The sequence below is a fragment of the Streptomyces sp. NPDC030809 genome (genome assembly GCF_055572195.1).
In genome coordinates this window covers 49,215-72,187 of the sequence record NZ_JBVIDV010000003.1, presented here as the reverse complement: position 1 = coordinate 72,187, position 22,973 = coordinate 49,215, and the positions used below count along the sequence as shown (strand labels likewise).

Genomic DNA, 22,973 nt, shown 5'->3' with positions numbered 1-22,973 from the left:
CAAGCGTGCCGTGACGTACGGTTCGCACCATGATCGACCGTTCCTCTCGCTACGCCGGGCAGGCTCCCGGCGGCCGCGGCGCCCCCGGCGGGCCCGCCACGGCCCCCGCCCCGCCGCCCGCCGCCGCGCCCGGCCGGGGAGGGGCCGACCGGTCCCTCCCCGTACGGCCGAACACCGCGCGCCTGCTCGTGCTGGCCACGGTGTTCGTGTGCGCGGCCTGCGGGCTGGTGTACGAGCTGGAACTCCTGGCGCTGGGCTCGTACCTGATCGGGGATTCGGTCACCCAGGCCTCCGTGGTGCTCTCGGTCATGGTCTTCGCCATGGGCGTGGGCTCCCTGCTCGCCAAGCGGCTGCGGGAGCGCGCCGCCGCCGGGTTCGGCGCCGTCGAAGCGGCCCTCGCCCTGGTCGGGGGGCTGTCCGCGACCACCCTGTACGCGAGCTTCGCCTGGCTGGGCGAGTCCCGGCCCGCCCTCGTCGCCTTCTCCTTCGCCATCGGCGTCCTCATCGGCGCGGAGATCCCCCTGCTGATGACCCTCATCCAGCGGGTCCGGCGGCAGGACGCGGGCGGGGCGGTGGCCGACCTGTTCGCCGCGGACTACGTGGGCGCCCTCGTCGGCGGGCTCGCCTTCCCCTTCCTGCTGCTGCCGGTCCTCGGCCAGCTGACCGGGGCCATGCTCACCGGCACCGTCAACGCGGCGGTCGGCGGCACACTCGTCCTGTGGCTCTTCCGCCGCGACCTCAGCCGGCGCGCCCGCTGGCTGCTGCTGGCCGGGAACCTCACCGTCCTCGCCGTCCTCGGCTGCGCCACCGCCCTCGCCGAGGACTTCGAGCAGGTGGCCAGACAGGCCGTGTACGGGGACGAGGTGCGGGTGGCGGTGCAGACCGACGTGCAGGAACTGGTGCTCACCGGCCCCGGCCGGGGCTCCCCCCGCTCCCTCGACCTCTACCTCGACGGCCGGCTCCGGGTCAGCGGCTACGACGAGCACCGCTACCACGAGGCGCTGGTGCACCCCGCGATGGCCGGGCCGCACGGCCGGGTCCTGGTGCTCGGCGGCGGGGACGGGCTCGCCGCCCGCGAGGTGCTGCGGCACCCGGGGGTCCGCTCGGTCACCGTGGTCGACCTCGACCCCGGGGTGGTCCGGCTGGCCCGCACCGACCCGATGCTCTCCGCGCTCAACGGGCACGTGTACGCCGACCCGCGGGTCCGCGTGGTCACCGCCGACGCCTTCCACTGGCTGCGCGGCCCCGGCGGCCGGACCCCGTACGACGTGATCCTCTCGGACCTGCCCGACCCCGGCATCACCCCCAGCACCAAGCTCTACTCCCAGGAGTTCTACGGGCTCGCCGCCCGCGCCCTGCGCCCCGGCGGCCGGATCGCCGTCCACGCCGGCTCCCTCTCGGCGCGGCCCCGCAGCTACTGGACGGTCGAAGCCACCCTGCGGGCCGCGGGCCTGGCCGCCGTCCCCTACACGGCCGGCGGCCGGCTGTCCGGCTTCGACGCCGGGCCCGACCGGTCCAGCGGCCGGGCCGGGGCCCCGCAGGACTGGGGCTTCCTGCTCGCCGCCCCCGGCCGCCGGGCCCCGCAGCTCGGCGTGAGCCAGGAGGCGACCTGGCTGCGCACCCTGACCACGGAGTCCCTGCGCGCGGCCGCCCGCGACGCCGGCCGGCTGCGCATGCGGGGCCTGCCGCCCTCGACCCTGCCGCACCCGCGCTACACGTGAGCCGGTGCGGGAACGGGTACAGGAGCGGGCTGCGTCGGTAGGCTCGCTCCCATGGAGCATCAGGTGTTCGTTCCGGTACCGGCAGAGAACCTCCGTGCAGTGCTCCGGGATCCCGCGCGCGTCGCGCGGTGCGTGCCCGGCCTCCAGCGGGACGCGGAGGCGGCCTCCGAGCCGCAGGCGCCGCGCGGGTCCGGCGCCGGGTCCGGTCCGATGGCGGGCCGGCTGAAGATCCGCGTCGGCAACAGCACGGTCACCTACCGCGGGGCCCTGCACCTCGTGGAACGCGACCCCGACACCTTCGAGCTGACCGGCGAGGGCACCGAGGCCCGCGGCACCGGCACGGTGAAGCTCAGCCTGACCGTGTTCCTGCGTCCCGTGGAGGGCGGCACCCAGCTGGAGCTGACGGCCGGCGCCCGGGCCGACGGCCGCGCCGCCGCCTTCGAACCGGACGCCGTGGCCACGGCCGCCCGGCGGGCCCTGGACCGGGCCGCCGGGCACCTGTCCGCGCTGGCCGCGGCCGACTTCCAGGAGCATCCCGGACCCGGCGACGCGGCGGACGGGCCCGGGGCCGGCCGCGAGGACGAGGACCGGCCGGCCGGAGCCGATGCGGACCTGCTCGACGGCGCCTCCTCGGTGTTCGACAGCGAGGTCCCGCCGCCCTCCCTCGACCCCTTCCTCGACGACGAGTTCACCGATGCCGTCCGGCCGCCCGCCGAGGCCGCGCACGCCCGCCGCACGATGATCGGCCGCAGCGCCGAAGAGGTGGACCACGCCCCGCCGCGCGGCCGGTACGCACCGGTGCCCGGCCCCGACGCGGGCGCGTCCGGCGGCCAGTTGCGCTGGCTCGCCCCGGCCGCCGCGCTGGCGGTCGCCTCCGCGGTGGTCGCCGCCCGGGTGCTGCGCCGCCGGGGCTGACCGGTCCGTACGGCCGTAGGGTCGGGGGCATGAGTACGCAACTGACGGCGGGCGGCGCCGAAGTGGTCGTGGACGAGGCGAACGGCTGCCGGATCGCGAGCCTGCGCATCGACGGACTGGAACTGCTGCGGCAGGGGCCCAAGTACGGGGCGTTCCCGATGGTCCCGTGGTGCGGGCGCACCCGGGACGGGGAGTTCCGCAGCGGCGGGGCCCTGCACACGCTGCCCCTCAACTCCCCGCCGCACGCCATCCACGGCTTCGGGCGCGACGCCGCCTGGCGGCCGGTGCGCGTGGACAAGGCCGAGGCGGCCTTCACGTACGACCTGGCCGAGCCGTGGCCGTGGCCGGGCCGGGTCACCCAGACCGTGGAGCTGACCGAGGACGCGCTGACGCTGGCCCTGGGCATCGAGACGTACCAGGACTCCTTCCCGGCGCAGGCCGGCTGGCACCCGTGGTTCCTGCGGAACCTGGACGGCGGGCAGGACGTGCAGCTGGCCTTCGAGCCCGCCTGGCAGGAGGAGCGCGGGCTCGACCACCTGCCGACCGGGCGCCGCATCGACCCGCTGCCCGGGCCGTGGGACGACTGCTTCGGCATGCCGTACGGGGTGGACGTGACGCTGACCTGGCCGGAGCAGCTGGAGCTGAAGGTCACCAGCCGGGCCGAATGGGTGGTCGTGTACGACGAACAGGCCGAGGCCGTCTGCGTGGAGCCGCAGTCCGGCCCGCCCAACGGCCTCAACACCCTGCCGCGGCTGGTCACCCCGGTCGATCCGCTGGAGGTCGCGACCACCTGGAGCTGGCGGCGGCTGTGAACCGGCGGCGGTGAGCCCGGCTGCGGGCGCGGCGGCAGCGCCTAAGCTCATGGGCATGACTGACGTACGTGGTGAGCTGCTCCAGCAGATCAAGGACAAGGCCGTCGTGCACGGCAAGGTGACCCTCTCCTCCGGGCGCGAGGCGGACTGGTACATCGACCTGCGCCGCATCACCCTGGACGGGGTGGCCGCCCCCCTCGTCGGCCAGGTGATGCTGGACCTCACCGCCGACCTCGACTTCGACTGCGTCGGCGGCCTGACCCTGGGCGCCGACCCGGTCGCCACCGCGATGCTGCACGCCTCCGCCGCGCGCGGGGCCCGCCTGGACGCGTTCGTCGTCCGCAAGGCGCAGAAGGCGCACGGCATGCAGCGCCGGATCGAGGGCACCGACGTGAAGGGCCGCCGCTGCCTGGTCGTCGAGGACACCTCGACCACCGGCGGCTCCCCGCTGACCGCCGTCGAGGCGGTCCGCGAGGCCGGCGGCGAGGTGGTGGCCGTGGCGACCATCGTGGACCGCGGTGCGGCGGAGGCCATCGCGGCCGCCGGCCTGCCCTACCTGACCGGCTACCAGCTGCCCGAGCTCGGCCTGTCCTGACGCGGTCCGGTCCGGGCGCCCGCCGGGTGCCCGGGCCGCCCCGGGGCCGCTTCCGGACGGGGCCGGAAGGCGGATGCGGAGGCCCGGATCCCGGATACCGGAACAGGGGACTTAGGTCCCCGGGCTGCCGGGGGCAAGGCCTGACCTGCTCTTTTCCGGGCGGGCGGAGTGTTTCACGTGAAACGGTCCGCCGGGGACGGGTGGAGTGCTGCGCGGAGTCTGGAAAGATAGGCCCGAAGGTGCCGTCGCACCCAGGTCAGGGCCAGCAATCGCACACTCCCCGCACATCCAAGGAGCGGACAGATGCCCATCGCAACCCCCGAGGTCTACAACGAGATGCTCGACCGGGCGAAGGCAGGCAAGTTCGCCTACCCGGCCATCAACGTGACCTCGACCCAGACCCTGCACGCTGCGCTGCGCGGCTTCGCGGAGGCCGAGAGCGACGGCATCATCCAGATTTCCACCGGTGGTGCCGAGTTCCTGGGCGGTCAGTACAACAAGGACATGGTGACCGGTGCGGTCGCCCTGGCCGAGTTCGCGCACGTGGTCGCCGCCAAGTACGACATCACGGTCGCCCTGCACACCGACCACTGCCCCAAGGACAAGCTGGACGGCTACGTCCGCCCGCTGCTCGAGGTCTCCGCCGCGCGCGTGGCCAAGGGTCAGAACCCGCTGTTCCAGTCGCACATGTGGGACGGCTCCGCCGAGACCCTGGCCGACAACCTGGCCATCGGCCAGGAGCTGCTCGCCAAGGCCGCCGCCGCCAAGATCATCCTTGAGGTCGAGATCACCCCGACCGGCGGCGAGGAGGACGGCGTCAGCCACGAGATCAACGACGAGCTGTACACCACGGTCGAGGACGCGCTCCGCACCGCCGAGGCCCTGGGCCTGGGCGAGAAGGGCCGCTACCTGCTCGCCGCCTCCTTCGGCAACGTGCACGGCGTCTACAAGCCGGGCAACGTGGTCCTGCGTCCCGAGCTGCTCAAGGAGCTCCAGCAGGGCGTCGGCGAGAAGTACGGCAAGACCAGCCCGTTCGACTTCGTCTTCCACGGCGGCTCCGGCTCCACCCAGGAGGAGATCGCCACCGCGCTGGAGAACGGCGTCGTGAAGATGAACCTCGACACCGACACCCAGTACGCCTTCACCCGCCCGGTCGCGGACCACATGTTCCGCAACTACGACGGTGTCCTGAAGGTGGACGGCGAGGTCGGCAAGAAGTCCACCTACGACCCGCGCACCTGGGGCAAGCTGGCCGAGGCGAGCATGGCCAAGCGCGTCACCGAGGCCTGCGCGGACCTGCGCTCCACGGGCACCCGCCTGAAGTAAGCACCGCGTACCGGGGCCGCCCCGCCGTCGTCACGACGGCGGGGCGGCCTTTTCCGCGTCTGCGTCTGCGTCTGCGTCTGCGGCCGCGCCCGGCTTCCGGCACAGGCGTTTTTGCGACCTTTTTCTGCCGACTTGACGGAGTCCGTGCCCGATGTGGCGAACCGGGGGCCTCTGCGGGGATCGTTCTCGGTGTGACCCGGGGGGCGCCTGTCCAGGGGAGGGCGCGGCGCGCCCCGGAGCACGTTCCGGACCCCCTGTCGGGTCCGGGCGGGAGCGCCGGCGCCCGCCGGGTGCGAGGGTTCCCGGCGGGCCCGGGCCGCACCCGCGGTGCGTCCTCCGGAGCGGGGACGGGGCAGACTGGGGCCATGGCCATTCACGAGAACCTGCTCGGGGGACCCGCCCCGACCCACCTGCCCGACGACCCGGAGCCCCGCGAGCTGCTCGCCGCCGGCACCGAACCGGCCGAGGTCGCCGCGAAGTACCCCTCCTCCTCCCTGGCCTGGGCCCGCCTCGCGGACGACGCGTTCGAGGGCGGCCGCGCCGTCGAGTCGTACGCGTACGCCCGTACGGGCTACCACCGCGGGCTGGACGCCCTGCGCCGGGCGGGCTGGAAGGGCCACGGCCCGGTGCCGTGGGAGCACGAGCCGAACCGCGGCTTCCTGCGCGCGCTGCACGCCCTGGCCCGGGCCGCCCAGGCCATCGGCGAGCAGGAGGAGTACGAGCGCTGCTCCACCTTCCTGCGCGACTCCTCCGAGACGGCCGCCGAGACCCTCGGCTAGCCCCCCCCGTACGGCTGGTACGCCGGCCGTGTGATCAGCCGCCCGCCGCCGCGGGCTCCGGAGCGCGGGTGTCCGGGGCCGCGGCGGGCGGTGCGGCGAGCTTGAGCAGCGGGCCGGTCATGAGCGTGGTGACCAGGGCGATGACGGTGAGCATCGCGAACAGCGGCCCGTCGACGATCCCCGCCTCGTGGCCGATCTGGAGGACGACCAGCTCGGTCAGCCCCCGGGTGTTCATCAGCACGCCCAGGGCGAGCGCTTCCCGCCAGGGCAGGCCCGCGCGGCGGGCGCCGAGCCCCGCGCCGCCGATCTTCGCGAGGACGGCCACGGCCAGCAGGCCCGCCAGGACGAAGGCGCCGCCCGAGGCCAGGTCCAGGGCGGACAGGTCCACGCCCAGCCCGAAGCCCAGGAAGAAGAAGGGCAGCAGGACCGTCTTGGCGGTGGTGGCCAGCGGGGCCGCGGCCGCGTCGGCGAACGGGTTGCCCGCGGGCCACACCAGGCCCACCAGGAAGGGCCCGATCAGCTGGTGCATCCCCAGGGCCGCGGTCAGGGCCGCGGAGGCCCCGATGGCGGCGACGAGGACCACCCGCAGGGTGGCCGGGTCCGTGCCCGCGCCGCGGCGCTCGAACCAGCCGGCCGCGGCCCGCCGCAGCGGGCCCAGGTAGAGGGCCACCACGGCCACCACGGCCAGGGCGCGCACGGCGGCGTCCCCCGCACCGGAGCCCTGGGACAGGGCGAGGATCGCCGAGAGCACCAGCCAGCAGCCGCCGTCCCCGACGGCCGCGGCGAACAGGCTCAGCCGCCCGGGCCGGGTGCGCGAGATCCCCAGGTCCTCCAGCATGCGGGCCAGCACCGGGAACGCGGTGATGCTCACGGCGCAGCCGATGAACAGGACGAACACGGAACGCGGCATCCCTTCGGGTGCGTACCGGCCGGCCAGCGGCAGCGCGGCCAGGGAGCCGGCCGCGAAGGGCACGAACAGCGAGGCCTGGCTGATCAGCAGGCCCTGGCGGGCGGTGCCGCGCACGCGCATCGCGCACAGCTCCTGCCCGGCGCCGAACATGAAGACGGCCAGCCCGAGCTGCGCCAGCCCCGAGAACATGGGCAGCACTGCCTTCGGGAACAGCCAGGAGGTCACCTCGGGCGCGACCGAGCCCAGCAGGGAGGGGCCGAGGGCGATGCCCGCGAGGACCTCGCCCATGACGCGCGGCTGGCCCAGGCGTACGGCGAGCACTCCGGCGGCCCGCGACAGGGCGAGGACCAGGGCCGCGCCGAGGAAGAAGTGGCCGATGGTGTCGAGGGGGAACATGCTGCGTCCGTTCTGCCGTGGTTCCGCCGGGTGCGAGGACGGCGGGGGGCCGGACCCTGACGGGCCGGCCCGCCGCAGTGTGCCGGTGCGTACCCGCGGATCAGTGGCGGGGACGGCGGCCGAGGGCCATTCCGGCGAAGAGGAAGACCACGCCGAGGGCGCCGGCGACGACGGCCGAGGTGGTCTGCGGAGGCTTGGCGCTGGCGTGCAGGACGGCGGTGACGACACCCATCACGCCGCTGATCCAGCAGAAGATGGTCAGGAAGATCTTGAGGTTGGGGTTCATGCGGGGGGATCCAATCGGTCGTGACGGGTGGTGCGCGGCCCTCAGTGGGGTGAGGTGCCGAGGGGCGGGGTGCCGAGGGGTGCGGTGCCGACGGCGGTGAAGCCGAGGAGCATCACGTACGCCTCCGGGTCGGTGCGGAAGCGGTTCCACCGGTCGGCCGCCAGGGCGAACTCGCCCAGGCTGACCAGGCCGGAGGCCACGAGCGGCTGGAGCCGGCCGGGGCCGAGGTGCGGGGCGAAGGCCTCGGTGGGGTGCTCGTCGTTGGTGCTGGCGAAGGGGCGCAGGGCCACGGACTCGTAGCCCGCGGCGCGCAGCAGCCGGGTCAGGCGGCGGCCGACGGTGCGGTCCCCGCCCGCGGCGGCCTGGGCCCGGGACAGCTTGCCGTGGATGCCGGCGAGTTCGGGGAAGGAGGGTTCGGCCAGGCCCCAGCAGGAGGCGTCCACCTCGGTGACCGCGATCCGCCCGCCGGGCCGCAGGACGCGCAGCGCCTCGGCGAGCACGGCCTGCGGATCGGCCAGGTGCTGGAGTACGTAGCGCAGCAGCACGAACCCGGCCGAGTGGTCCGGCAGGGGCAGGGCCGCGCCGTCGGCGACGACCAGTTCGGCCCCGCAGCCCCCGGCGTGCGCGAGCAGGGCGCCGTCGATGTCCACGGCGGTGAGGGGGAGTCCGGGCAGGGCGGCGCGGAGCCTGCGGGTGACGGCGCCCGAGCCGGCGCCGATCTCGACGAGCGGCCCGCCGTCCTCGCGGAGCCCGGCCTCGCGCAGGATGCGCAGCTCGGCCTCGAAGGAGAGCTCGGCCTGCGCCTCCAGCCGGGCGAGTTCGCCGGCGAGCCCGCCCGCGGTGGTGGCGGCGGGATCGTACGAACCGCCGACGGGGCCGCCGCCGGGGGCGCCGGCGGGCGGGTTGGTCAGGGGGGCGGTGGTCATCGGGGCCTCGCAGTCATCCGCATGCCGTGCTTGGGTCGCAGGGTCACCAGCGCCTCCGGCTCCACCGGGAAGCCGGGTTCCAGTTCGAGGCGGGCCGCGCGCATCAGGACGGCCAGCACGAGGGTCGCCTCGACCAGGGCCAGGTGCTGCCCGATGCAGATGCGCTCGCCCCCGCCGAAGGGCAGGTAGAGGTGGCTGGGCAGCTCGGCGTCCGCGAACCGGTCCGGTACGTACGCATCGGGCCGGTCCCAGTGGCCGGGGTGGCGGTGCAGCACCCACTGGCTGATGCACACCAGCGCGCCGGCCGGGATCTCGTAGCCGCCGATGGTGTCGGGGCCCTTGGCGCGCCGGGAGATCAGCCAGACCGGCGGGTAGAGGCGCATGGCCTCCTCGATCGCGCGGCGGCAGTGCACCAGGTCGGGCAGGTCGGCTGCGGTGGGGGTGCGGTCGCCGAGGACCGCGTCCACCTCGGCCCGCACCCGCGCGGCCTCCTCCGGGTGCCGGTCGAGCAGGTACAGGGTCCAGGTCAGGGCCTTGGCGGTGGTCTCGTGGCCGGCCATGACCAGGGTGAGGACCTGGTCGCGCAGCTCCTCGTCGTCCAGCTCGCCGATCATCGCGTCCAGCAGGGAGGCGGCCGCCTGCTCCGGGGGCTGTCCGCCGCCGGCCGCCCGCCGCGAGGCGATGACCGTACGGGCGATCAGCTGGAGGAACATGCGGGCCTGTACGTATCCCTTGCGGCGCAGCGCCGTGTCCTCGGGGTCCGGGTCGGGGGTCGGTACGTAGTGGCCCATGAAGCGGTTGGCGGCGTCCACCGCGCGGCCGAAGCCGTCCCCGGCGGTGCCCAGGTCCACGCCCAGGACGGCGCGGGTGAGGATGGCCAGGGTGAGCGAGGTCAGGTGGTGCTCGACGGGCAGCGGGGTGCCGTCCGCCATCGCGGTGCGCCAGCGCTCCACGAGCGCCTCGGTCTCCTCGGTGATGATCCCGTCGAACGTGGTGACGGCGGTGCGGCGGAAGGCCGGTGCGCACTGCTTGCGCTGGCGGGCCCAGTCCTCGCCGTTGCTGGTGAGCAGTCCGTTGCCGAGCAGCGGGCGCAGCATCGCGTCGTCGGGGGTGTTCGCCTTCGTGTAGTTGGCGGTGTTGTCCTTCAGCACGTGCCGCACCAGGTCGGGCCGGTGCAGCATGAACACCCGCTCCCCTTCGGCGACATGGCTGGTGATGTCGCCGTACGTGCGCTGCATTCCGGTCACGAAGGCCAGCGGGTCGGCCCGCATGAGGGCCATGTCCACGGGGGTTTCGGGCCCCGGTGGGACGGTGCCCGCCGGTGCGGTGGTGGCTGTCACGTGAACCTCCGTGGATGGCTGGATCCGATGTACGTACGCCCCCTGCGCAATCCGGCCCTGCGATACGTACCGGCTGTCGGTAATTCCGTAATCGCCGGGGGAATTCCTCCGGTGGTGCTCCGGACGTGCCGCGGGCGGCTTCCGGCGTGAGAGCATGCGTACGCGCAGGACAGGGCAACCGGGCCTGCGGGCGCGGGTGGTTGGGTCACATTAACCGCCGGCGGGAAACGGCTCAATGCTTAGTGAAAACGGCCCGATACTCATTGGCCCGGGGTTCTCGGATTACGTTTCTTTGCGTCTTGGCGGGGCGGTTCTCGCCGTGTGAATCTTTCTTCGTCGCCGGCACAACGACTGAACCGAATCCGCAGCAAACGTAAGGAAGGGAGAGTTCACATGGCTCTCGACCCGCAGCAGCGCGCCGAGTTCGTGAACTGTTACACCCGGGTTCTCATCAGCGCCTGGTCGGACGAGGCGTTCTCCGCCAAGCTCGCCTCCGAGCCGCGGACCGCGCTCGCCGAGGCCGGCCTGGAGCTTCCGGCCGACGCCGAGATCGTCATCGTCACCCAGGCCCCCGAGGGCCACGAGCAGGGCAACCTGGACGTCCAGGTGGACCTGTGGGAGGCGGGCCTGGCCACCGGCCGCTACGAGTTCCACATCCCCGCGACCCCGACCGTCGACCCGGTCGAGCTCAGCGAGGGCGAGCTGTCGGACGTCGCCGGCGGTGTCGACGACATGTCCGAGTGCACCTACTGCTGCTGCCCCTGCTGCTGCTGCACCTGACAGGCGCTCGCATCCCTTCCCCCTTCGCTGGAGCGTCGCATGCCCACTGCGCTGACGGAACACCCTGTTTCCGTACGCGGACTTTCCAAGCGCTACGGTGAGGTCCAGGCCGTTCGCGACATCAGCCTCGACATTGTTCGCGGTGAAGTGTTCGCACTGCTCGGGCCGAATGGCGCGGGAAAGTCCACGACCGTCGACATTCTGACGGGAGTGCAGAGGCGCACCGGTGGAGACGTGCGGGTCCTCGGCCGTGATCCGGCCGAGGACCCGCGGGAATGGCGGGCGAGAATCGGCGTGGTGCCCCAGACGACGGGCGCCTGGTCCGATCTGACCGTGAAAGAAGTCGTCACGCATTTCGCCGCGATGTATCCGGCCCCGCTGCCGGTCGGCGAGGTGCTGGAGCGGGTGGGGCTCGGCCCCTTCCACTCCCGCCAGGCCACTGCCCTGTCCGGCGGCCAGCAGCGCCGCCTGGACGTCGCGGTCGGGGTCGTCGGAGACCCCGAACTGATCTTCCTCGACGAGCCGACCACCGGCCTGGACCCGGTGGCCCGCCGCGAGGCCTGGGAGCTCGTCCGCTGGTTCGCCGACCGCGGCCGGACGACCGTGCTGACCACGCACTACCTCGACGAGGCGGAGCAACTGGCGCAGCGGGCGGGCGTCGTCGTCGGAGGCCGCCTCGTCGCGTGCGGGCCGCCGTCCTCGCTCGGCGGCCGCGACCAGACCCCCGCCACCGTGTCCTTCCGCCGCGGCGAGGCGCTGGCAGGCGTCCCCCTGCCCCCGCTGCCGCCGGACACCGAGGTGGCGGCGTCCGGGCCGGACACCGTGACCCTGCGCACCTCCGCGCCCTCGCACGCGCTGGGCGTGCTGCTGCCCTGGGCGCGCGCCGCGGGCGCGCTCGAACTCGCGGACCTGCGCGTGCACCGCCCCACCCTCGAAGAGATCTACCTGAGCTTGATCGACAGGGAGAGCAGGGAGAACGCCGCATGACCGCGACCGTGCCCGAATCCAGGTCCGTGACCGCGCACCCGCCCCGGTACGCCGGAGCGGAGGGCACCGCCGTGCCCGCCCGCCCGGCGACGCGCGGGGCCAGAGGGTACGCGCGGGCCTGCGCGGCGCGTTCGTCCGTCGAGCTCAGAGCCTTCTTCCGCAACAAGCAGTCGCTGGTGTTCACCCTGTTCTTCCCGGTGATCCTGCTCGTGGTCTTCGGCTCGATCTTCGAGGGGAAGGTCGAGGGCACCGACACCGACTTCCGGCAGGTCTTCATGGCCGGGGTGATCGCGGCGGGCGTGATGAGCACCGCGTTCTCCGGGCTCGCCATCAGCGTGGCCATCGAGCGGGACACCGGCACGATCCGCCGGCTGGCCCTGACCCCGATGCCCAAGTCGGCCTACTTCGTGGGCAAGCTGGTGCGGGTGGTGGTGACCACGGTCCTCGAAACGGTCCTGCTGATCGGCATCGCCGTGGCCGCGTTCGGACTGCCGCTGCCGCAGACCGCCGAGCGGTGGAGCACCCTCGGCTGGTGCCTCGCGCTCGGCACCGCCGCCTGCGCGCTGGCCGGCACCGCCTACAGCGCGCTGATCCCCAACAGCCGCTCGGCCCCGGCCGTGGTGACTCCCGTGTTCATGGTCCTCCAGTTCATCTCGGGCGTGTTCTACCCGTTCGAGAGGCTGCCGCTGTGGATGCAGAACACGGCCGCGCTGTTTCCCGTCAAGTGGATGGCGCAGGGCTTCCGTTCGGTGTTCCTGCCGGACTCCTTCGCCGCCGTCGAGCCCGCCGGCTCCTGGGAACTGGGCCGCATCGCCCTGGTCCTGGCGCTGTGGGCGGCCGGCGGCCTGCTGGCGACCGGCCTGACGTTCGGCTGGCGCGGCCCGCGGGTGCGCTGAGCGGCCACGATCCACGACGGCGGCCGGGCGAGAGAACAGTGCCGTGAACAGGAGAACGCGTAGATGACCGAGACCGCCGGGCTGCCCGCCCACCTGGCCCATCCCTTCAGCCCCGCCGGGCGCACCGATCCGTACCCGGCGTACGCCTGGCTGCGGGCCCACGAGCCCGTGCACCGCGACCCGATGACCGGCGTGTGGCTGGTCACCGGGTACGCCGACTGCGCGGCGCTGCTCAAGGACCCGGCGTTCTCCGCGGCCGCGGGCCAGCGCGAGCGGACCCGGGACGACGACCTGCCGGTCTCCATGCTGACCACCGACGGCGCCGACCACGCCCGGCTGCGGGCTCCCGGCGCCCTGCTGCTCGGCCCGGCCGCCCTCGCCTCGGTGGCGGACGCCATTGCCGCGGACGCCGACGCCCTGCTCGACCGGGCCGTGGAGCGCGGCACGCCCGTGGACGCCGTGGAAGAGCTCGGCGCCCCGCTGGCCACGGCGGTGCTGGCCCGGCTGTTCGGGCTGCCCGGGGAGCAGCACGGCACCCTCGCGCAGCTGGCCCGTGCCGCGTCCGTCAACCTCGACCCCCTCGCCCCGCCGCACGTCGCCCGGCTGGGCCGGGCCGCCATGGGCGAGCTGACCCGCTTCCTCGACGCGCACGCCGGGGAGGCCGATCCGGCCTGCCCGCTGGGCCGGCTGGCCGCCGACCCCCGGCTGACCCGGCAGGAGATGCTGGGCGTCCTCGGCCTCGCCGTCGTGGGCGGCTGGCAGCCGCTCGCGGAGGCCGTCGGCAACGCCCTCTACTGGCTGCTGCCGCGGCCCGAGGTACGGGCCGCCCTGCGCGCGGGCGGCCAGGACGCGGCCGAGACGGCCGTGGACGAACTGCTGCGGCTCGAGGCACCGATCCCCTTCACCGCCCGCGTCACCGTCCGCGAGGCCGAGCTGGCCGGCGGCCGGATCCCCGCGGGGCAGCGGGTCCTCGCGGTCGTCGCCGCCGCCAACCGGGACCCGGCCGTCTTCGCCGACCCGGACGAGCTGGTGTGGGACCGGCGGCCCAACCCGCACCTGGCCTTCGGCGGCGGCCCGCACTTCTGCCTGGCCGCCCGCCTGGTGAAGCAGTCCGGTGCGGTGCTGCTGGGCAGGATCGTCCGCCGCTTCCCCCAGGCCGTCATCGCGGGCCCGGACCCGCGCTGGGCGCCGTCCCTGATCCCGCGCCGCCTCACGGCCCTCCCGGTCGCGCTGGGGGCGGACGCGGACGGGGCGGACGTACGGGATGCAGGCGTACGGGGTGCAGGCGTACGGGACGCGGCCGGGCTGGAGGGCGCGCATGCCTGAGGTGGTCGTGATCGGAGCCGGCATCGCCGGACTGGCCTGCGCCCAGCGCCTCGCCCAGGCCGGGGTCTCCGCCCTGGTCCTGGAGGCCCGGCCCCGGATCGGCGGACGCATCCGCACCTTCCGCCCGGCCGACGGCGGGCCCGCCCTGGAACTCGGGGCGCAGATCGTGCACGGGGACCGGAACCCGGCCCACACCCTCCTCGGCCCGCTGCCCGCCGCGCCCCGCCCGGCGGCCGCGTACGTCGTGTCCGGCCGCGTCGCCCGCCCCATGGGCCTCCTCGCCCGCGGGGCGAACCCGCCGTGGGTGCTGGAGGGCCGGCTCGCCGGGTACGCCCCGGAGCCCGGCCGCGCCCCGGAGCAGGGCGGCGGCCTCAGCGTCGGCGGCTGGCTGGCGGCGAGCGGTGCCACCCCCGCCGAGGCGGCCACGGCCCGCGAGTGGGTGCGCCAGACCTGGGCCGCGGACCCCGACCGCCTCGACGCCGCCGGGGTGGCGGCCGCGGTGCGCCGGGACGGCGGCGGCCGCGGGGAGTTCACCGTCCCCGAGGGCATGGACCTGCTGCCCCGCGCCCTCGCCGAGGGCCTGGACGTGCGCACGGGCACCCCCGTCCGCCGGATCGAAACGCTGCCCGGGGGCGGGGTGCGCGTCGTCACCGGTGACGGGGAGCTGACCGCCGACCGGGCGGTCCTCGCGGTCCCGCCCGCCGTGGTCGCCGGCGGCCTGCTCACCGTCGACGGGCTCGGCCCGGAGAAGACGGCCGCGGCGCGGACGCTGGCACCCGGCGACGGGTTCTGCGCGGTGGTCACCCTGGCGGGTCCGGCCCCGGAGACGGCCTGCGCCTTCGACGCGGACGGGGTCGGCGGGTTCGTCTCGTGCCGGCAGGGCCGGCCCGAGGTGCTGATCGTGGCCAAGGCCGCGGCGGCCGCCTGCGTCCGGGAGGCGGCCGGGTCCGCGGTCCGCCTCGCCGCGCTGCTGGCCGTGGCGCTGCCGTGGACCGCGGGCGTCGGGGTCGTGGACGTGGCGACCGCCGACTGGGCCGCCGACCCGTACAGCGGCGGGGCGTTCTGCGCGCCGGGACCGGGCTCGGACCGGGCGGCCCGGGACTGGGCCCGTCCGCTGGGCGGGCGCGGGGGACGGGTGTTCTTCGCGGGGGAGGCCGCGGTGGCCGGGCGCGCGCTGCCGTGGCTGCAGGGTGCGTACGCCGACGGGCGGCGCGCCGCACAGGAAGTTCTGGAGGCGGGGAAGCAGTGACAGTGAAGATCCACTCGGGGTGGTACCTGGCCGCGTTCGCATCCGACCTGGACGGCGAGGTGGTCCCGCTGGCCCTCGGCAACCGCCGTCTGGTGGCGGTGCGCAGGGAGGGCCGGCTGCGGGTCTACGACGCCGACTGCCCGCACCGCGGCGCCCATCTCGGCTACGGGGGCCGGGTGGACGGCGGCTGCCTGGTCTGCCCGTTCCACGGCCGGCGCATCGGGATGGGGCAGCCCTCGGGCGGGGGCAGCCGGCCCTGGGTGCGGGAGCACGAGGTCGTGGAGTGCGGCGAGGCCGTCTTCGTACGCCTCACCGACGGCCCGGACGACGACCGCGGGCTGCGCACCCTGCTCAAGGAGCTCGCCGACTCGATGCCGCTGGTCAAGGCGGTGGAGCGGCCGGTGAACGCGCCGGTGGACATCATCGTCGAGAACGTCTTCGACATCGAGCACTTCCAGGCCGTGCACAAGGTCTACCGGATCTGCGGGATGAAGCATTCCACCGGTGCCAGCGGCGAGTTGGTGATGGACGGGGAGTTCCCGATGCCCTCGTCGCCCTGGCGGGCCGACCGCGGCGAGTCGGCTCCGGATGCCGGGCCGTACGTGCCGCGCTTCCACGGCCGCGCGTACAGCCCCGGCGTCGTCGTCACCGAGTTCGGCCCGGCCGACGAGGTGCACGTCATCGTCACCGGCGCCGTGCCCGACGGGCAGGGGGGCTGTGTGGTCCGGGTGGCCCTCGGGGTGCGCGCGGGCCGCGAGGACCAGCTGCCCCACCTGGTCGCCGGCAGCGAACGGGCCGTGGAGGAGGACGTGGTGGTGTGGGAGAACCTCAACCCGCGGATGGCCCCGCGCTTCGACGCGGCCGACGCGGCCGTGGTCGCCTACCGGGAGTTCTGCGCCGGGTTCGCCGAGCTGGGCGACCTGCCCGTGGGCGGAGAGGAGCTGTGACCGCCGCGGGAACCGGGACCGCTGCCGGGGCCGGGAGTGGGACCGCGGCCGGGGCCGCACCCGCAGCCGGAACCGCAGCCGGAACCGCAACCGGAACCGCAGCCGCGACCGCCGCCGGGGCCGAACACCACGTCTCCCGCACGCCGTTGCCCGGCGAGCGGGAAGGCGCGTACGACGGGCTGCGCACGCTGGAGTACGGCAGCGGCCCCACCGTGCTGTGGGTGCACGGCTACACCATGGACGCCACCCTGTGGCGGCCCCTGTGGCGGCTGCTCCCCGGGCTGCGCCACGTCGGCGTGGACCTGCCCGGGCACGGCGGCTCCGAGGCGCTGCGCCCGGGGGTGACCATGCCCCAACTCGCGGCCCGGGTCATGGGGTTGGCCCGTGCGGAGGGGGCCCGGCGGTGGGTGGGCCTGTCCTTCGGCTCGACCGTCGCGCTGGAGGCGGCGCTCGCCCACCCGGACGAGGTGGACCGGCTCGTCGTCGGCGCGCCGACCCCCGCCGGGGGCCCGCCCGACCCGGCGGCCCGCAAGCGGTACATCGAGCTGCTGATGCTGCGCCGGATGCGGGGGGCGGAGGCGGCCGGGCAGCTGGCCGACCTGTGGATGGCGGCGCCCCCGGACATCTTCAAGGGCACCGAGGCCCATCCGGTGCTCCGCGCCGAGCTGCGGTCCGTGGTGTCCCGGCACTCCTGGGCGGAGCTGGACGACGGGGCGATGGCGGGGCTCGGCGCCCACGTGCACGGCGCGGCGGACCTGGCGCGGATCACGGCTCGTACGTTCGCACTGACCGGAAGCGAGGACATGCCGGTATTCCACGACAATGCCGCCCTGCTGTCCCGGGTGGTGCCGGACTGCCGCACCCACGTGGTGCCCGGCGCCGGTCACCTGCCGCTTCTCGAACAGCCGTGGACGGTGGCGCCGCTGCTCCGGGAGCACCTGTTGGCCTGTTAGTCGCTTAATGGGCGCGGCGGCGCCCGTCTAAAGTGATCAAGGGAAGCAAATTGGGGGTCTGGGGGGACATGCCGATTTTTGCGCTTGAGTTCTTTGGGGCGATCCTCCAAGTGATCGGCTTGGTGGAGGGCCCTGACCTCGGCTTTTACTTCGGCCGACATCTGATCGAGGAACGGTCGAGGCCTGCGGGCAACGCACTGACCCTGCATTTCGCTCCGAACAGCGGGGCGGGGCAGACGGGTCGCGAAGTGCGCGTGCTCGACCCGGAGGGGCGCCTCCTACGCCGTTGGGCCTATCACGGCATAGGCGGAATCCCGCCAGTCTTGCCGCCCTTCGCCGTCCTGGAGCACCCGTACGCGGTCGTGCAGGCCGCCGTGCTGGCCAAGGGCACCGGCGTGGTCGCCCTGGTCGGCGGACTCGGCTCGCCGCGGAACTCGGTGGCGCTCGCCCTCGGCGCGCGCGGCTGGCGCATGGTTTCCGGCCAGTACCTGGTCGTCGACCGGGTCACCGGGGAGACGCTGCCCTACCAGCTGCCCCTCGAACTGCGGGGCCCCGCCCTGGAGGCGGCCCGGGCCGCGGGCCTCGCCGACCGTCCCGGCAGCGACGTGCGGCCGGTCTGCTCCCCGCTGTCCGGCCCGTCCGTCATGGTCCGCCCGGAGCGGCTGATCGCCACGGCGGACATCGGCGAACGGCTGGGCCCGGCCACGCTCGTACGGCTCTGCAGCGCGGGTGCGCAGCGGACCCGGCTGGAGGACTGGGACTTCGCCGCCTCGGTGTGGCCCCCGGAGGCCGCCGCCGACCCCGCCTTCGCGGCCACCCCCCGGATGCGCCTGCTGCTGCCGGAGTCCGGCGGCGCCGAAGAGGCCGCCGACCTGCTCGACGAACGACTGACCGCGACCGCCCCGAAGGGACTCGTGCCGTGCCCCGCCGCACCTCGTACGCTGACGGAACTCCTTGCTGGATCGACCACGTAGGGGTCGATCCCACCGGGGCCAAGGACTTCTACGCGGCCCTCTTCGGCTGGGAGTTCCGGCCCGAGGGCGGCCACGGCTACCACCTGGTGCTGCTCGGCGGCGAGATCGTCGGCGGCCTCGGGCCCAGTCCGGCCGGGCCGCGCTTCGGCTCGGCGTGGACCGTCTACCTCGCCGCGAAGGACCTCGACGCCGCGCGGCAGCGGGCCGAGCGGCACGGCGCCCAGGTGGTGGTGGCGGGCTTCCCGGCCGGCGGCAACGGCCGCCTCAGCCTCGCCGTGGACCCGGCGGGCGCGGCCTTCGGGCTGTGGCAGGGCGCCCACGAGGAGGGAGTGGTGCTCGTCGACGAGCCCGGCGCGATGGCCGGCGCGGCCCTGCACACGCCGCGGCCGGTGGAGTCGGGCGACTTCTACCGGGAGGTCTGCGGCGCCCGGCCGGAGACCGAGGAGGCGGCGGACACGCGCTGGGTGCCGCGGTTCGCGGTGGCCGACATCCGCGCTTTCGAGGACCTCGCGCGTGCCGCGGGCGCCCGCGTCCTCGCCCCGGGGCTGCTGAGCGATCCCTGGGGCGCGGTGTTCGGCGTGACGCAGGACTTCGGCCCGGCCCGGCGCTGAATCCCCGTTCCCCCGTTCCCCCGTTCCCCCGATTACGCAATCCGCACGGTACTTAATCACCCGCTGCGCATCGGCTCCTGTTCATTTGGGCCCCGGGCCGTGCGAAGGTCGTTGCGGCCGAGGAAAAGCCGATGCGAGGCGTCCGCCGCAGGCATTATCCGCTGCGCCTTCCGGCGTAGCGGAATACGGCGGAATTGCGTCGGGGGAATGGGGGAAGGTAAAGCGATGGCATCCGAGATCGTGGTCATGGGTGGTGGGCCGGCCGGCTCCATCGCCGCGACGCTGCTGGCCCGCGCGGGCGCGCGGGTGAAACTGCTGGAGCGCGCCCATTTCCCGCGGTACCACATCGGGGAATCCGTGGCGACGTCCTGCCGGTCCATCATCGAGCTGGCCGGCGCGCTGGAGAAGGTGGAGGAGCGCGGCTACCAGGTCAAGGAGGGCCTGCTGCTGCGGTGGGGCGCCGAGCGGGACTGGGTCGTGGACTGGCCCGAGATCTTCGGCACCGACGCCCAGACCTCCTGGCAGGTCGACCGCGCCGACTTCGACGAGGTCCTGCTGCGGCACGCCGCCTCCCAGGGGGTCGAGGTGGTCGAGGGCGCCCAGGCCCGCAAGGTCCTCTTCGAGGACGGCCGCGCGGCGGGCGTCGAGTGGACCCACGAGGGCCGGGAGCACACCTCCCGCGCCGACCACGTCATCGACGCCACCGGCCGGGCGGGCCTGATCTCGGTGCGGCACCTGGACAACCGCACCCCGCACGACGTGTTCCGCAACGTGGCCGTCTGGGGCTACTACCGCGGCGCGGCGCTGCTGCCGCGCACCCCCCGCGGCGGCATCAACGTCATCTCCGCCCCCGAGGGCTGGTACTGGGTCATCCCGCTCAAGGGCGACGTGTACAGCGTCGGCTTCGTGACCCACCAGGACCACTTCCTCAAGCGCAAGCAGCGGTACGCCGCCGGCGCGGAGGGCATGGAGGCCCTGTTCCTGGACGCCGTGCAGGAGTCGGAGTCGGTGCGGGAGCTGGTCGCGAACGCCGCGTTCCAGCACGACGTGCGCGTCGAGCAGGACTTCTCGTACACGGCGGAGAGCTTCTGCGGCCCCGGCTACTTCCTCGCCGGCGACTCCGCGTGCTTCCTGGACCCGCTGCTGTCGACCGGTGTCCACCTCGGCATGTACAGCGGCATGCTGGCCGCCGCGTCGATCCTGGCGGCCGACGCGGGCGAGGTGACCGAGGACGAGGCGCGGTCGTTCTACGAGGCCCTCTACCGCAACGCGTACGCCCGCATGTACTCGATGGTGTCCGGCTTCTACGAGCAGTACCGCGGCAAGGCCACGTACTTCTGGCTCGCCCAGCGGCTCGCGCGCGGCCGCCACCCGGAGCTGATGGACCGCGAGGCGAACGCGGCCCCGCTGCGCTCCGCACCGGACAGCGAGGCCTTCGCGGCGCTGACCGCCGGGGCCCTGGACCTGGACGACGCGCAGCGCGCGGGCGGCGCCGGTCCGCTGCCCGCCGAGGTCCTGGCCGACCGGATGTCCGCGAAGCGCGGCCTCGTCGGCCACGACGTGGCGACCGGGCTCTACCTGAGGACCTCTCCCCGGCTGGGCATCGGCCGGTCCGGCCGGTCCGCGGAGGCGGCCCGCGCCTGATCCCCGGGGCCGTGGCCGGGGCCGTGGGCGCGAGCGGGTGGCGGGGCCGGTTGCCGGCGCCGCCCGCCTCCCGTCCTCACAGCGGCATCTCCTCGCCGATCGCGCCGGCCAGCTCCCGGCGGCTGTGGATGCCGAGCTTGCGGTAGATGCGGCCCAGGTGGGTGTCGACGGTGCGCTTGCTGAGGAACAGCTTCTCCGCGACCTCCAGGCTGGAGCTGCCGCGCACCACCAGCTCCGCCACCCGCTGCTCCGCGGGGCTGAGCAGGGTGCGCTCGCGCCCCGGCTGGGACCGCGGCGCCGCCGGGGAGGGCTGCCGGGGCACGCCGTCGAGGATCGTGGCCGCGGCGGTTTCCTCGCCCAGGGCCCGGTACGAGGCGGCCGCCTGGGCGCGCCAGGTCACGCAGGCGGGGTTGGTGATGCCGCGCAGCGCGAGCCGGTGCCCGCAGTCGAGGAACAGCAGGACGGCGGTGGCGTGGTCGCCGCGGGCCGCGGCGACCGTGCCCTGGGCCTGGAGGGACAGGGCCTTGATGAACGGGTGCGCGTCCCCGGCCGCCGTCTCCTCGGTCAGCACGGCGGCCGCCTCGGCGACCCGGCCCAGGCCCACGAGGGCGCGGGCGGCGGCCGCGGCGGCCGCGCCGGCCAGGGCGGGGGCGTTCAGCCGGCGGGCGAGGTGCAGGGCGGTCTCGGCGTCGGCGAGCGCGGGGCCGTGTTCGCCGCGGCGGTGGCGGACCTCGCTGCGGACGAGGTGCGCGAGGAGTGCGGTGGCGCGGTCGTCCGACGCGCGCGCCAGGGTGATCAGCCGGTCGGCGAGGTCCGCGGCGCCGGGGAGGTCGCCGGACCAGGTCAGGGCCAGGGCGGCGCCCAGCGAACCGGCCGCCGTTCCCTGGGCCGTGCCGGTCGGGCCGCCCGCGACGCGCAGGGCCATCCGGCGTGCCGTGCCGAGGCGTCCGCCGGCGGCGGCGGCCGCGGCGAGGGCCCCGGCGAAGACGTGCGCGGCCGGGTCCCAGGGCCCCGCGGCGGCCAGCCGGGCCGCCCGGCGCAGGCCGGAGCGGTGCCCGGTGAGGAGGGTCTGGGCGGTCAGCCGCAGCAGGTGGTCGCGCGGGGGTGCGGGCAGCGCGGCGAGTTCCGCGCCGACCCGGACGAAGGGCTGGGCCCCTTCGGCCCGGGAGACGAGCGCGGGGGAGGCGAGCCGGGCCAGGGCCTCGGCGCGCCGGACCGGGCCCAGCGGGCTGTCGGCGGCGGCCGCGGCCTGCCGCGCGCAGGCGTCGAGGTCGCGGTGGAGTTCGGCGGCGCCCAGCCGGACCGTCAGGTCCAGAAAGGTTTCTTCGCGTTCCCGTGCGAGTTTGGCCGCGCTCTCGTCGCCCTCGGCCGCAGGCGTGTCCCGCCCCTCCAGCAGGGCGAGCGCGCGCCGAAGGTAGCGGGCCGCCGACTCGTGGTCGCCGGTCCCGGAGGCCTGGGTGCCCGCGCCGCGCAGCACCTCGATCCCCCAGTCGCAGCCCCCGAGGATCAGGTGCTCCGCGGTCTGCCGGGCCGGGGCGCCGAGCCGTGCGAGGACGGCCGCGGCCCGTCCGTGCAGCAGCAGCCGGTCGTGCGCCGGCACCCGGGAGAGGACCGCGGGCCGGACCGCCGCGTGCGTGAAGCGGCCGGGCGCACCGGGCTCCAGGAGCCCGGCCCGTACGAGGGTTTCGCGGGCCTGCTGGTCGTGGACCTCGCCGTGGCCCGACAGCGCGGCGCACACCGCGGGGTCGGTCTCGGGCCCCAGGACGGCCAGCTGGCGCAGCAGTTCGCTCGCGCAGGGGTCGTCCTCGTCCAGCCAGGCCAGCACGGTCTCCGAGAGGGCCTGCGCCCCGATCGGCAGCACCTGCTCGGGGTCGGGCGAGCCGGCCGGCACGTGGGTGCGTCTGAGCCGGGTCACCAGGTCGTGCAGCACGAGCGGGTTCCCGTGCGCGAGGGTGTGGCAGAGCGCCGCCAGCTCCTGGTCGACGGGGCTGTCGAAGGCGCGGTCGACCAGCTCGGTCGTACAGGTCGGACACAGCGGCTCCGGCCACAGCCGCAGCAGGTACGGCAGCGGGCCGAGCTCCTCGGCCACCTGCGCGGCGGCCGAGGCGGGCAGGGTGGCCGCCATCAGCACCGGCAGGTCGTCGAGCCGCCGGGCGATGTACGAGAACCAGCGCATCGAGTGCGGGTCGGCGTTGGTCAGGTCGTCGACGAGGATGGCCAGCGGCCGGTCCACGGCCAGGGCCCGGGTGGTGCGCAGCAGGCCCAGCAGGTCCTGGTGGGTGGGCCCGGTCCCGCCGAGGGCGGGCACGGGCGTGTCCGGGCCGCCGGCGCCCCCGAGGACCGGGTCGAACAGCTGGCTCACCATGCTGTACGGGAACTCGCTCTCGCTCGGATGGCAGCGGGCCCGCAGCACCAGGGCCCCGGGCGGCAGCATCCGGGGCACGGCGTTGAGCAGTGCGGACTTCCCGATTCCGTGGGACCCGTGAATGGTGGCCACGGTCGGGCGGCCCAGGGCGAGTTCGGCGATGGCCCCCTGGAGGAGGTCCATCTCGCGCTCACGGTGGTAGAGGTCCCCGGTGGGTGAATGCATTGGGTCAATG

The 22,973-nt window shown here is 75.0% G+C and carries 21 protein-coding genes; 16 read left to right on the top strand and 5 right to left on the bottom strand.

What is annotated here, in order from left to right:
* Positions 1 to 29 precede the first annotated feature (29 nt).
* The 6 genes from ACZ407_RS05035 (at position 30) to ACZ407_RS05010 (ending at position 6,148) form a co-directional block, all read left to right on the top strand.
* On the top strand, positions 30 to 1,721 hold the full coding sequence (locus ACZ407_RS05035) for a polyamine aminopropyltransferase (RefSeq protein ID WP_468125587.1): 1,692 nt from the start codon (positions 30 to 32) through the stop codon (positions 1,719 to 1,721).
* Positions 1,722 to 1,772: 51 nt separating this feature from the next.
* A complete protein-coding gene (locus ACZ407_RS05030; RefSeq protein WP_468125586.1) occupies positions 1,773 to 2,636 on the top strand; it encodes an SRPBCC family protein in 864 nt (287 codons plus the stop codon).
* A 29-nt stretch (positions 2,637 to 2,665) separates the two neighbouring features.
* Positions 2,666 to 3,448, top strand: coding sequence for an aldose epimerase family protein (locus ACZ407_RS05025; protein WP_468125584.1), 783 nt, complete (start codon positions 2,666 to 2,668; stop codon positions 3,446 to 3,448).
* Between the two features lie 55 nt (positions 3,449 to 3,503).
* Positions 3,504 to 4,043: an orotate phosphoribosyltransferase gene (gene pyrE, locus ACZ407_RS05020; protein ID WP_468125583.1), complete on the top strand. Its 540-nt coding sequence runs from the start codon at positions 3,504 to 3,506 to the stop codon at positions 4,041 to 4,043.
* Between the two features lie 303 nt (positions 4,044 to 4,346).
* Positions 4,347 to 5,369 carry a class II fructose-bisphosphate aldolase gene (fbaA, locus tag ACZ407_RS05015; RefSeq protein ID WP_468125582.1) on the top strand — a complete coding sequence of 341 codons (1,023 nt, stop codon included), beginning with the start codon at positions 4,347 to 4,349 and terminating at the stop codon, positions 5,367 to 5,369.
* 365 nt (positions 5,370 to 5,734) lie between these two features.
* Positions 5,735 to 6,148, top strand: a complete 414-nt coding sequence (locus ACZ407_RS05010) for a DUF3151 domain-containing protein (RefSeq protein WP_468125581.1) — start codon at positions 5,735 to 5,737, stop codon at positions 6,146 to 6,148.
* Positions 6,149 to 6,182: 34 nt separating this feature from the next.
* On the opposite strand, the gene ACZ407_RS05005 is transcribed toward ACZ407_RS05010, so the two are convergent.
* The 4 genes from ACZ407_RS05005 to ACZ407_RS04990 form a co-directional block, all read right to left on the bottom strand.
* Positions 6,183 to 7,454 carry a cation:proton antiporter domain-containing protein gene (locus ACZ407_RS05005; RefSeq protein WP_468125580.1) on the bottom strand — a complete coding sequence of 424 codons (1,272 nt, stop codon included), beginning with the start codon at positions 7,452 to 7,454 and terminating at the stop codon, positions 6,183 to 6,185.
* Between the two features lie 100 nt (positions 7,455 to 7,554).
* A complete protein-coding gene (locus tag ACZ407_RS05000) occupies positions 7,555 to 7,740 on the bottom strand; it encodes a hypothetical protein (protein ID WP_468125579.1) in 186 nt (61 codons plus the stop codon).
* A 41-nt stretch (positions 7,741 to 7,781) separates the two neighbouring features.
* Complete coding sequence (locus tag ACZ407_RS04995; protein ID WP_468125578.1) at positions 7,782 to 8,666, bottom strand: class I SAM-dependent methyltransferase; 885 nt, start codon at positions 8,664 to 8,666, stop codon at positions 7,782 to 7,784.
* On the bottom strand, positions 8,663 to 10,006 hold the full coding sequence (locus ACZ407_RS04990) for a cytochrome P450 (RefSeq protein ID WP_468125577.1): 1,344 nt from the start codon (positions 10,004 to 10,006) through the stop codon (positions 8,663 to 8,665). The genes ACZ407_RS04995 and ACZ407_RS04990 overlap by 4 nt, the downstream gene beginning before the upstream one ends.
* 393 nt (positions 10,007 to 10,399) lie before the next feature.
* Here ACZ407_RS04990 and ACZ407_RS04985 point away from each other — a divergent pair, with 393 nt between their 5' ends.
* The 10 genes from ACZ407_RS04985 to ACZ407_RS04940 all read left to right on the top strand — a co-directional run bounded on the left by ACZ407_RS04985 (position 10,400) and on the right by ACZ407_RS04940 (position 20,373).
* Positions 10,400 to 10,786, top strand: a complete 387-nt coding sequence (locus tag ACZ407_RS04985; protein WP_468125576.1) for a hypothetical protein — start codon at positions 10,400 to 10,402, stop codon at positions 10,784 to 10,786.
* Positions 10,787 to 10,825: 39 nt separating this feature from the next.
* The gene (locus ACZ407_RS04980; protein ID WP_468125574.1) at positions 10,826 to 11,773 is read left to right on the top strand and encodes an ABC transporter ATP-binding protein; all 948 of its coding nucleotides are present in this window, start codon (positions 10,826 to 10,828) and stop codon (positions 11,771 to 11,773) included.
* Positions 11,770 to 12,669, top strand: coding sequence for an ABC transporter permease (locus tag ACZ407_RS04975; protein ID WP_468125572.1), 900 nt, complete (start codon positions 11,770 to 11,772; stop codon positions 12,667 to 12,669). The genes ACZ407_RS04980 and ACZ407_RS04975 overlap by 4 nt, the downstream gene beginning before the upstream one ends.
* Positions 12,670 to 12,732: 63 nt before the next feature.
* On the top strand, positions 12,733 to 13,995 hold the full coding sequence (locus ACZ407_RS04970; RefSeq protein WP_468125571.1) for a cytochrome P450: 1,263 nt from the start codon (positions 12,733 to 12,735) through the stop codon (positions 13,993 to 13,995).
* Positions 13,988 to 15,244: a flavin monoamine oxidase family protein gene (locus ACZ407_RS04965; protein ID WP_468125570.1), complete on the top strand. Its 1,257-nt coding sequence runs from the start codon at positions 13,988 to 13,990 to the stop codon at positions 15,242 to 15,244. The genes ACZ407_RS04970 and ACZ407_RS04965 overlap by 8 nt, the downstream gene beginning before the upstream one ends.
* Entirely contained in the window at positions 15,241 to 16,191 is a 951-nt protein-coding gene (locus ACZ407_RS04960) for a Rieske 2Fe-2S domain-containing protein (protein WP_468125568.1), read from the top strand. The genes ACZ407_RS04965 and ACZ407_RS04960 overlap by 4 nt, the downstream gene beginning before the upstream one ends.
* Positions 16,188 to 17,144: an alpha/beta fold hydrolase gene (locus ACZ407_RS04955; protein ID WP_468125566.1), complete on the top strand. Its 957-nt coding sequence runs from the start codon at positions 16,188 to 16,190 to the stop codon at positions 17,142 to 17,144. Before ACZ407_RS04960 ends, ACZ407_RS04955 begins: the two co-directional genes overlap by 4 nt.
* A gap of 323 nt (positions 17,145 to 17,467) precedes the next feature.
* Positions 17,468 to 18,118: a hypothetical protein gene (locus ACZ407_RS04950; RefSeq protein WP_468125565.1), complete on the top strand. Its 651-nt coding sequence runs from the start codon at positions 17,468 to 17,470 to the stop codon at positions 18,116 to 18,118.
* On the top strand, positions 18,064 to 18,729 hold the full coding sequence (locus tag ACZ407_RS04945) for a VOC family protein (RefSeq protein WP_468125563.1): 666 nt from the start codon (positions 18,064 to 18,066) through the stop codon (positions 18,727 to 18,729). The genes ACZ407_RS04950 and ACZ407_RS04945 overlap by 55 nt, the downstream gene beginning before the upstream one ends.
* Before the next feature lie 225 nt (positions 18,730 to 18,954).
* The gene (locus ACZ407_RS04940) at positions 18,955 to 20,373 is read left to right on the top strand and encodes an NAD(P)/FAD-dependent oxidoreductase (RefSeq protein WP_468125562.1); all 1,419 of its coding nucleotides are present in this window, start codon (positions 18,955 to 18,957) and stop codon (positions 20,371 to 20,373) included.
* Between the two features lie 76 nt (positions 20,374 to 20,449).
* Here the strand turns inward: ACZ407_RS04940 and ACZ407_RS04935 are convergent, their stop codons facing one another.
* On the bottom strand, positions 20,450 to 22,963 hold the full coding sequence (locus ACZ407_RS04935; protein ID WP_468125560.1) for a helix-turn-helix transcriptional regulator: 2,514 nt from the start codon (positions 22,961 to 22,963) through the stop codon (positions 20,450 to 20,452).
* Positions 22,964 to 22,973 lie beyond the last annotated feature (10 nt).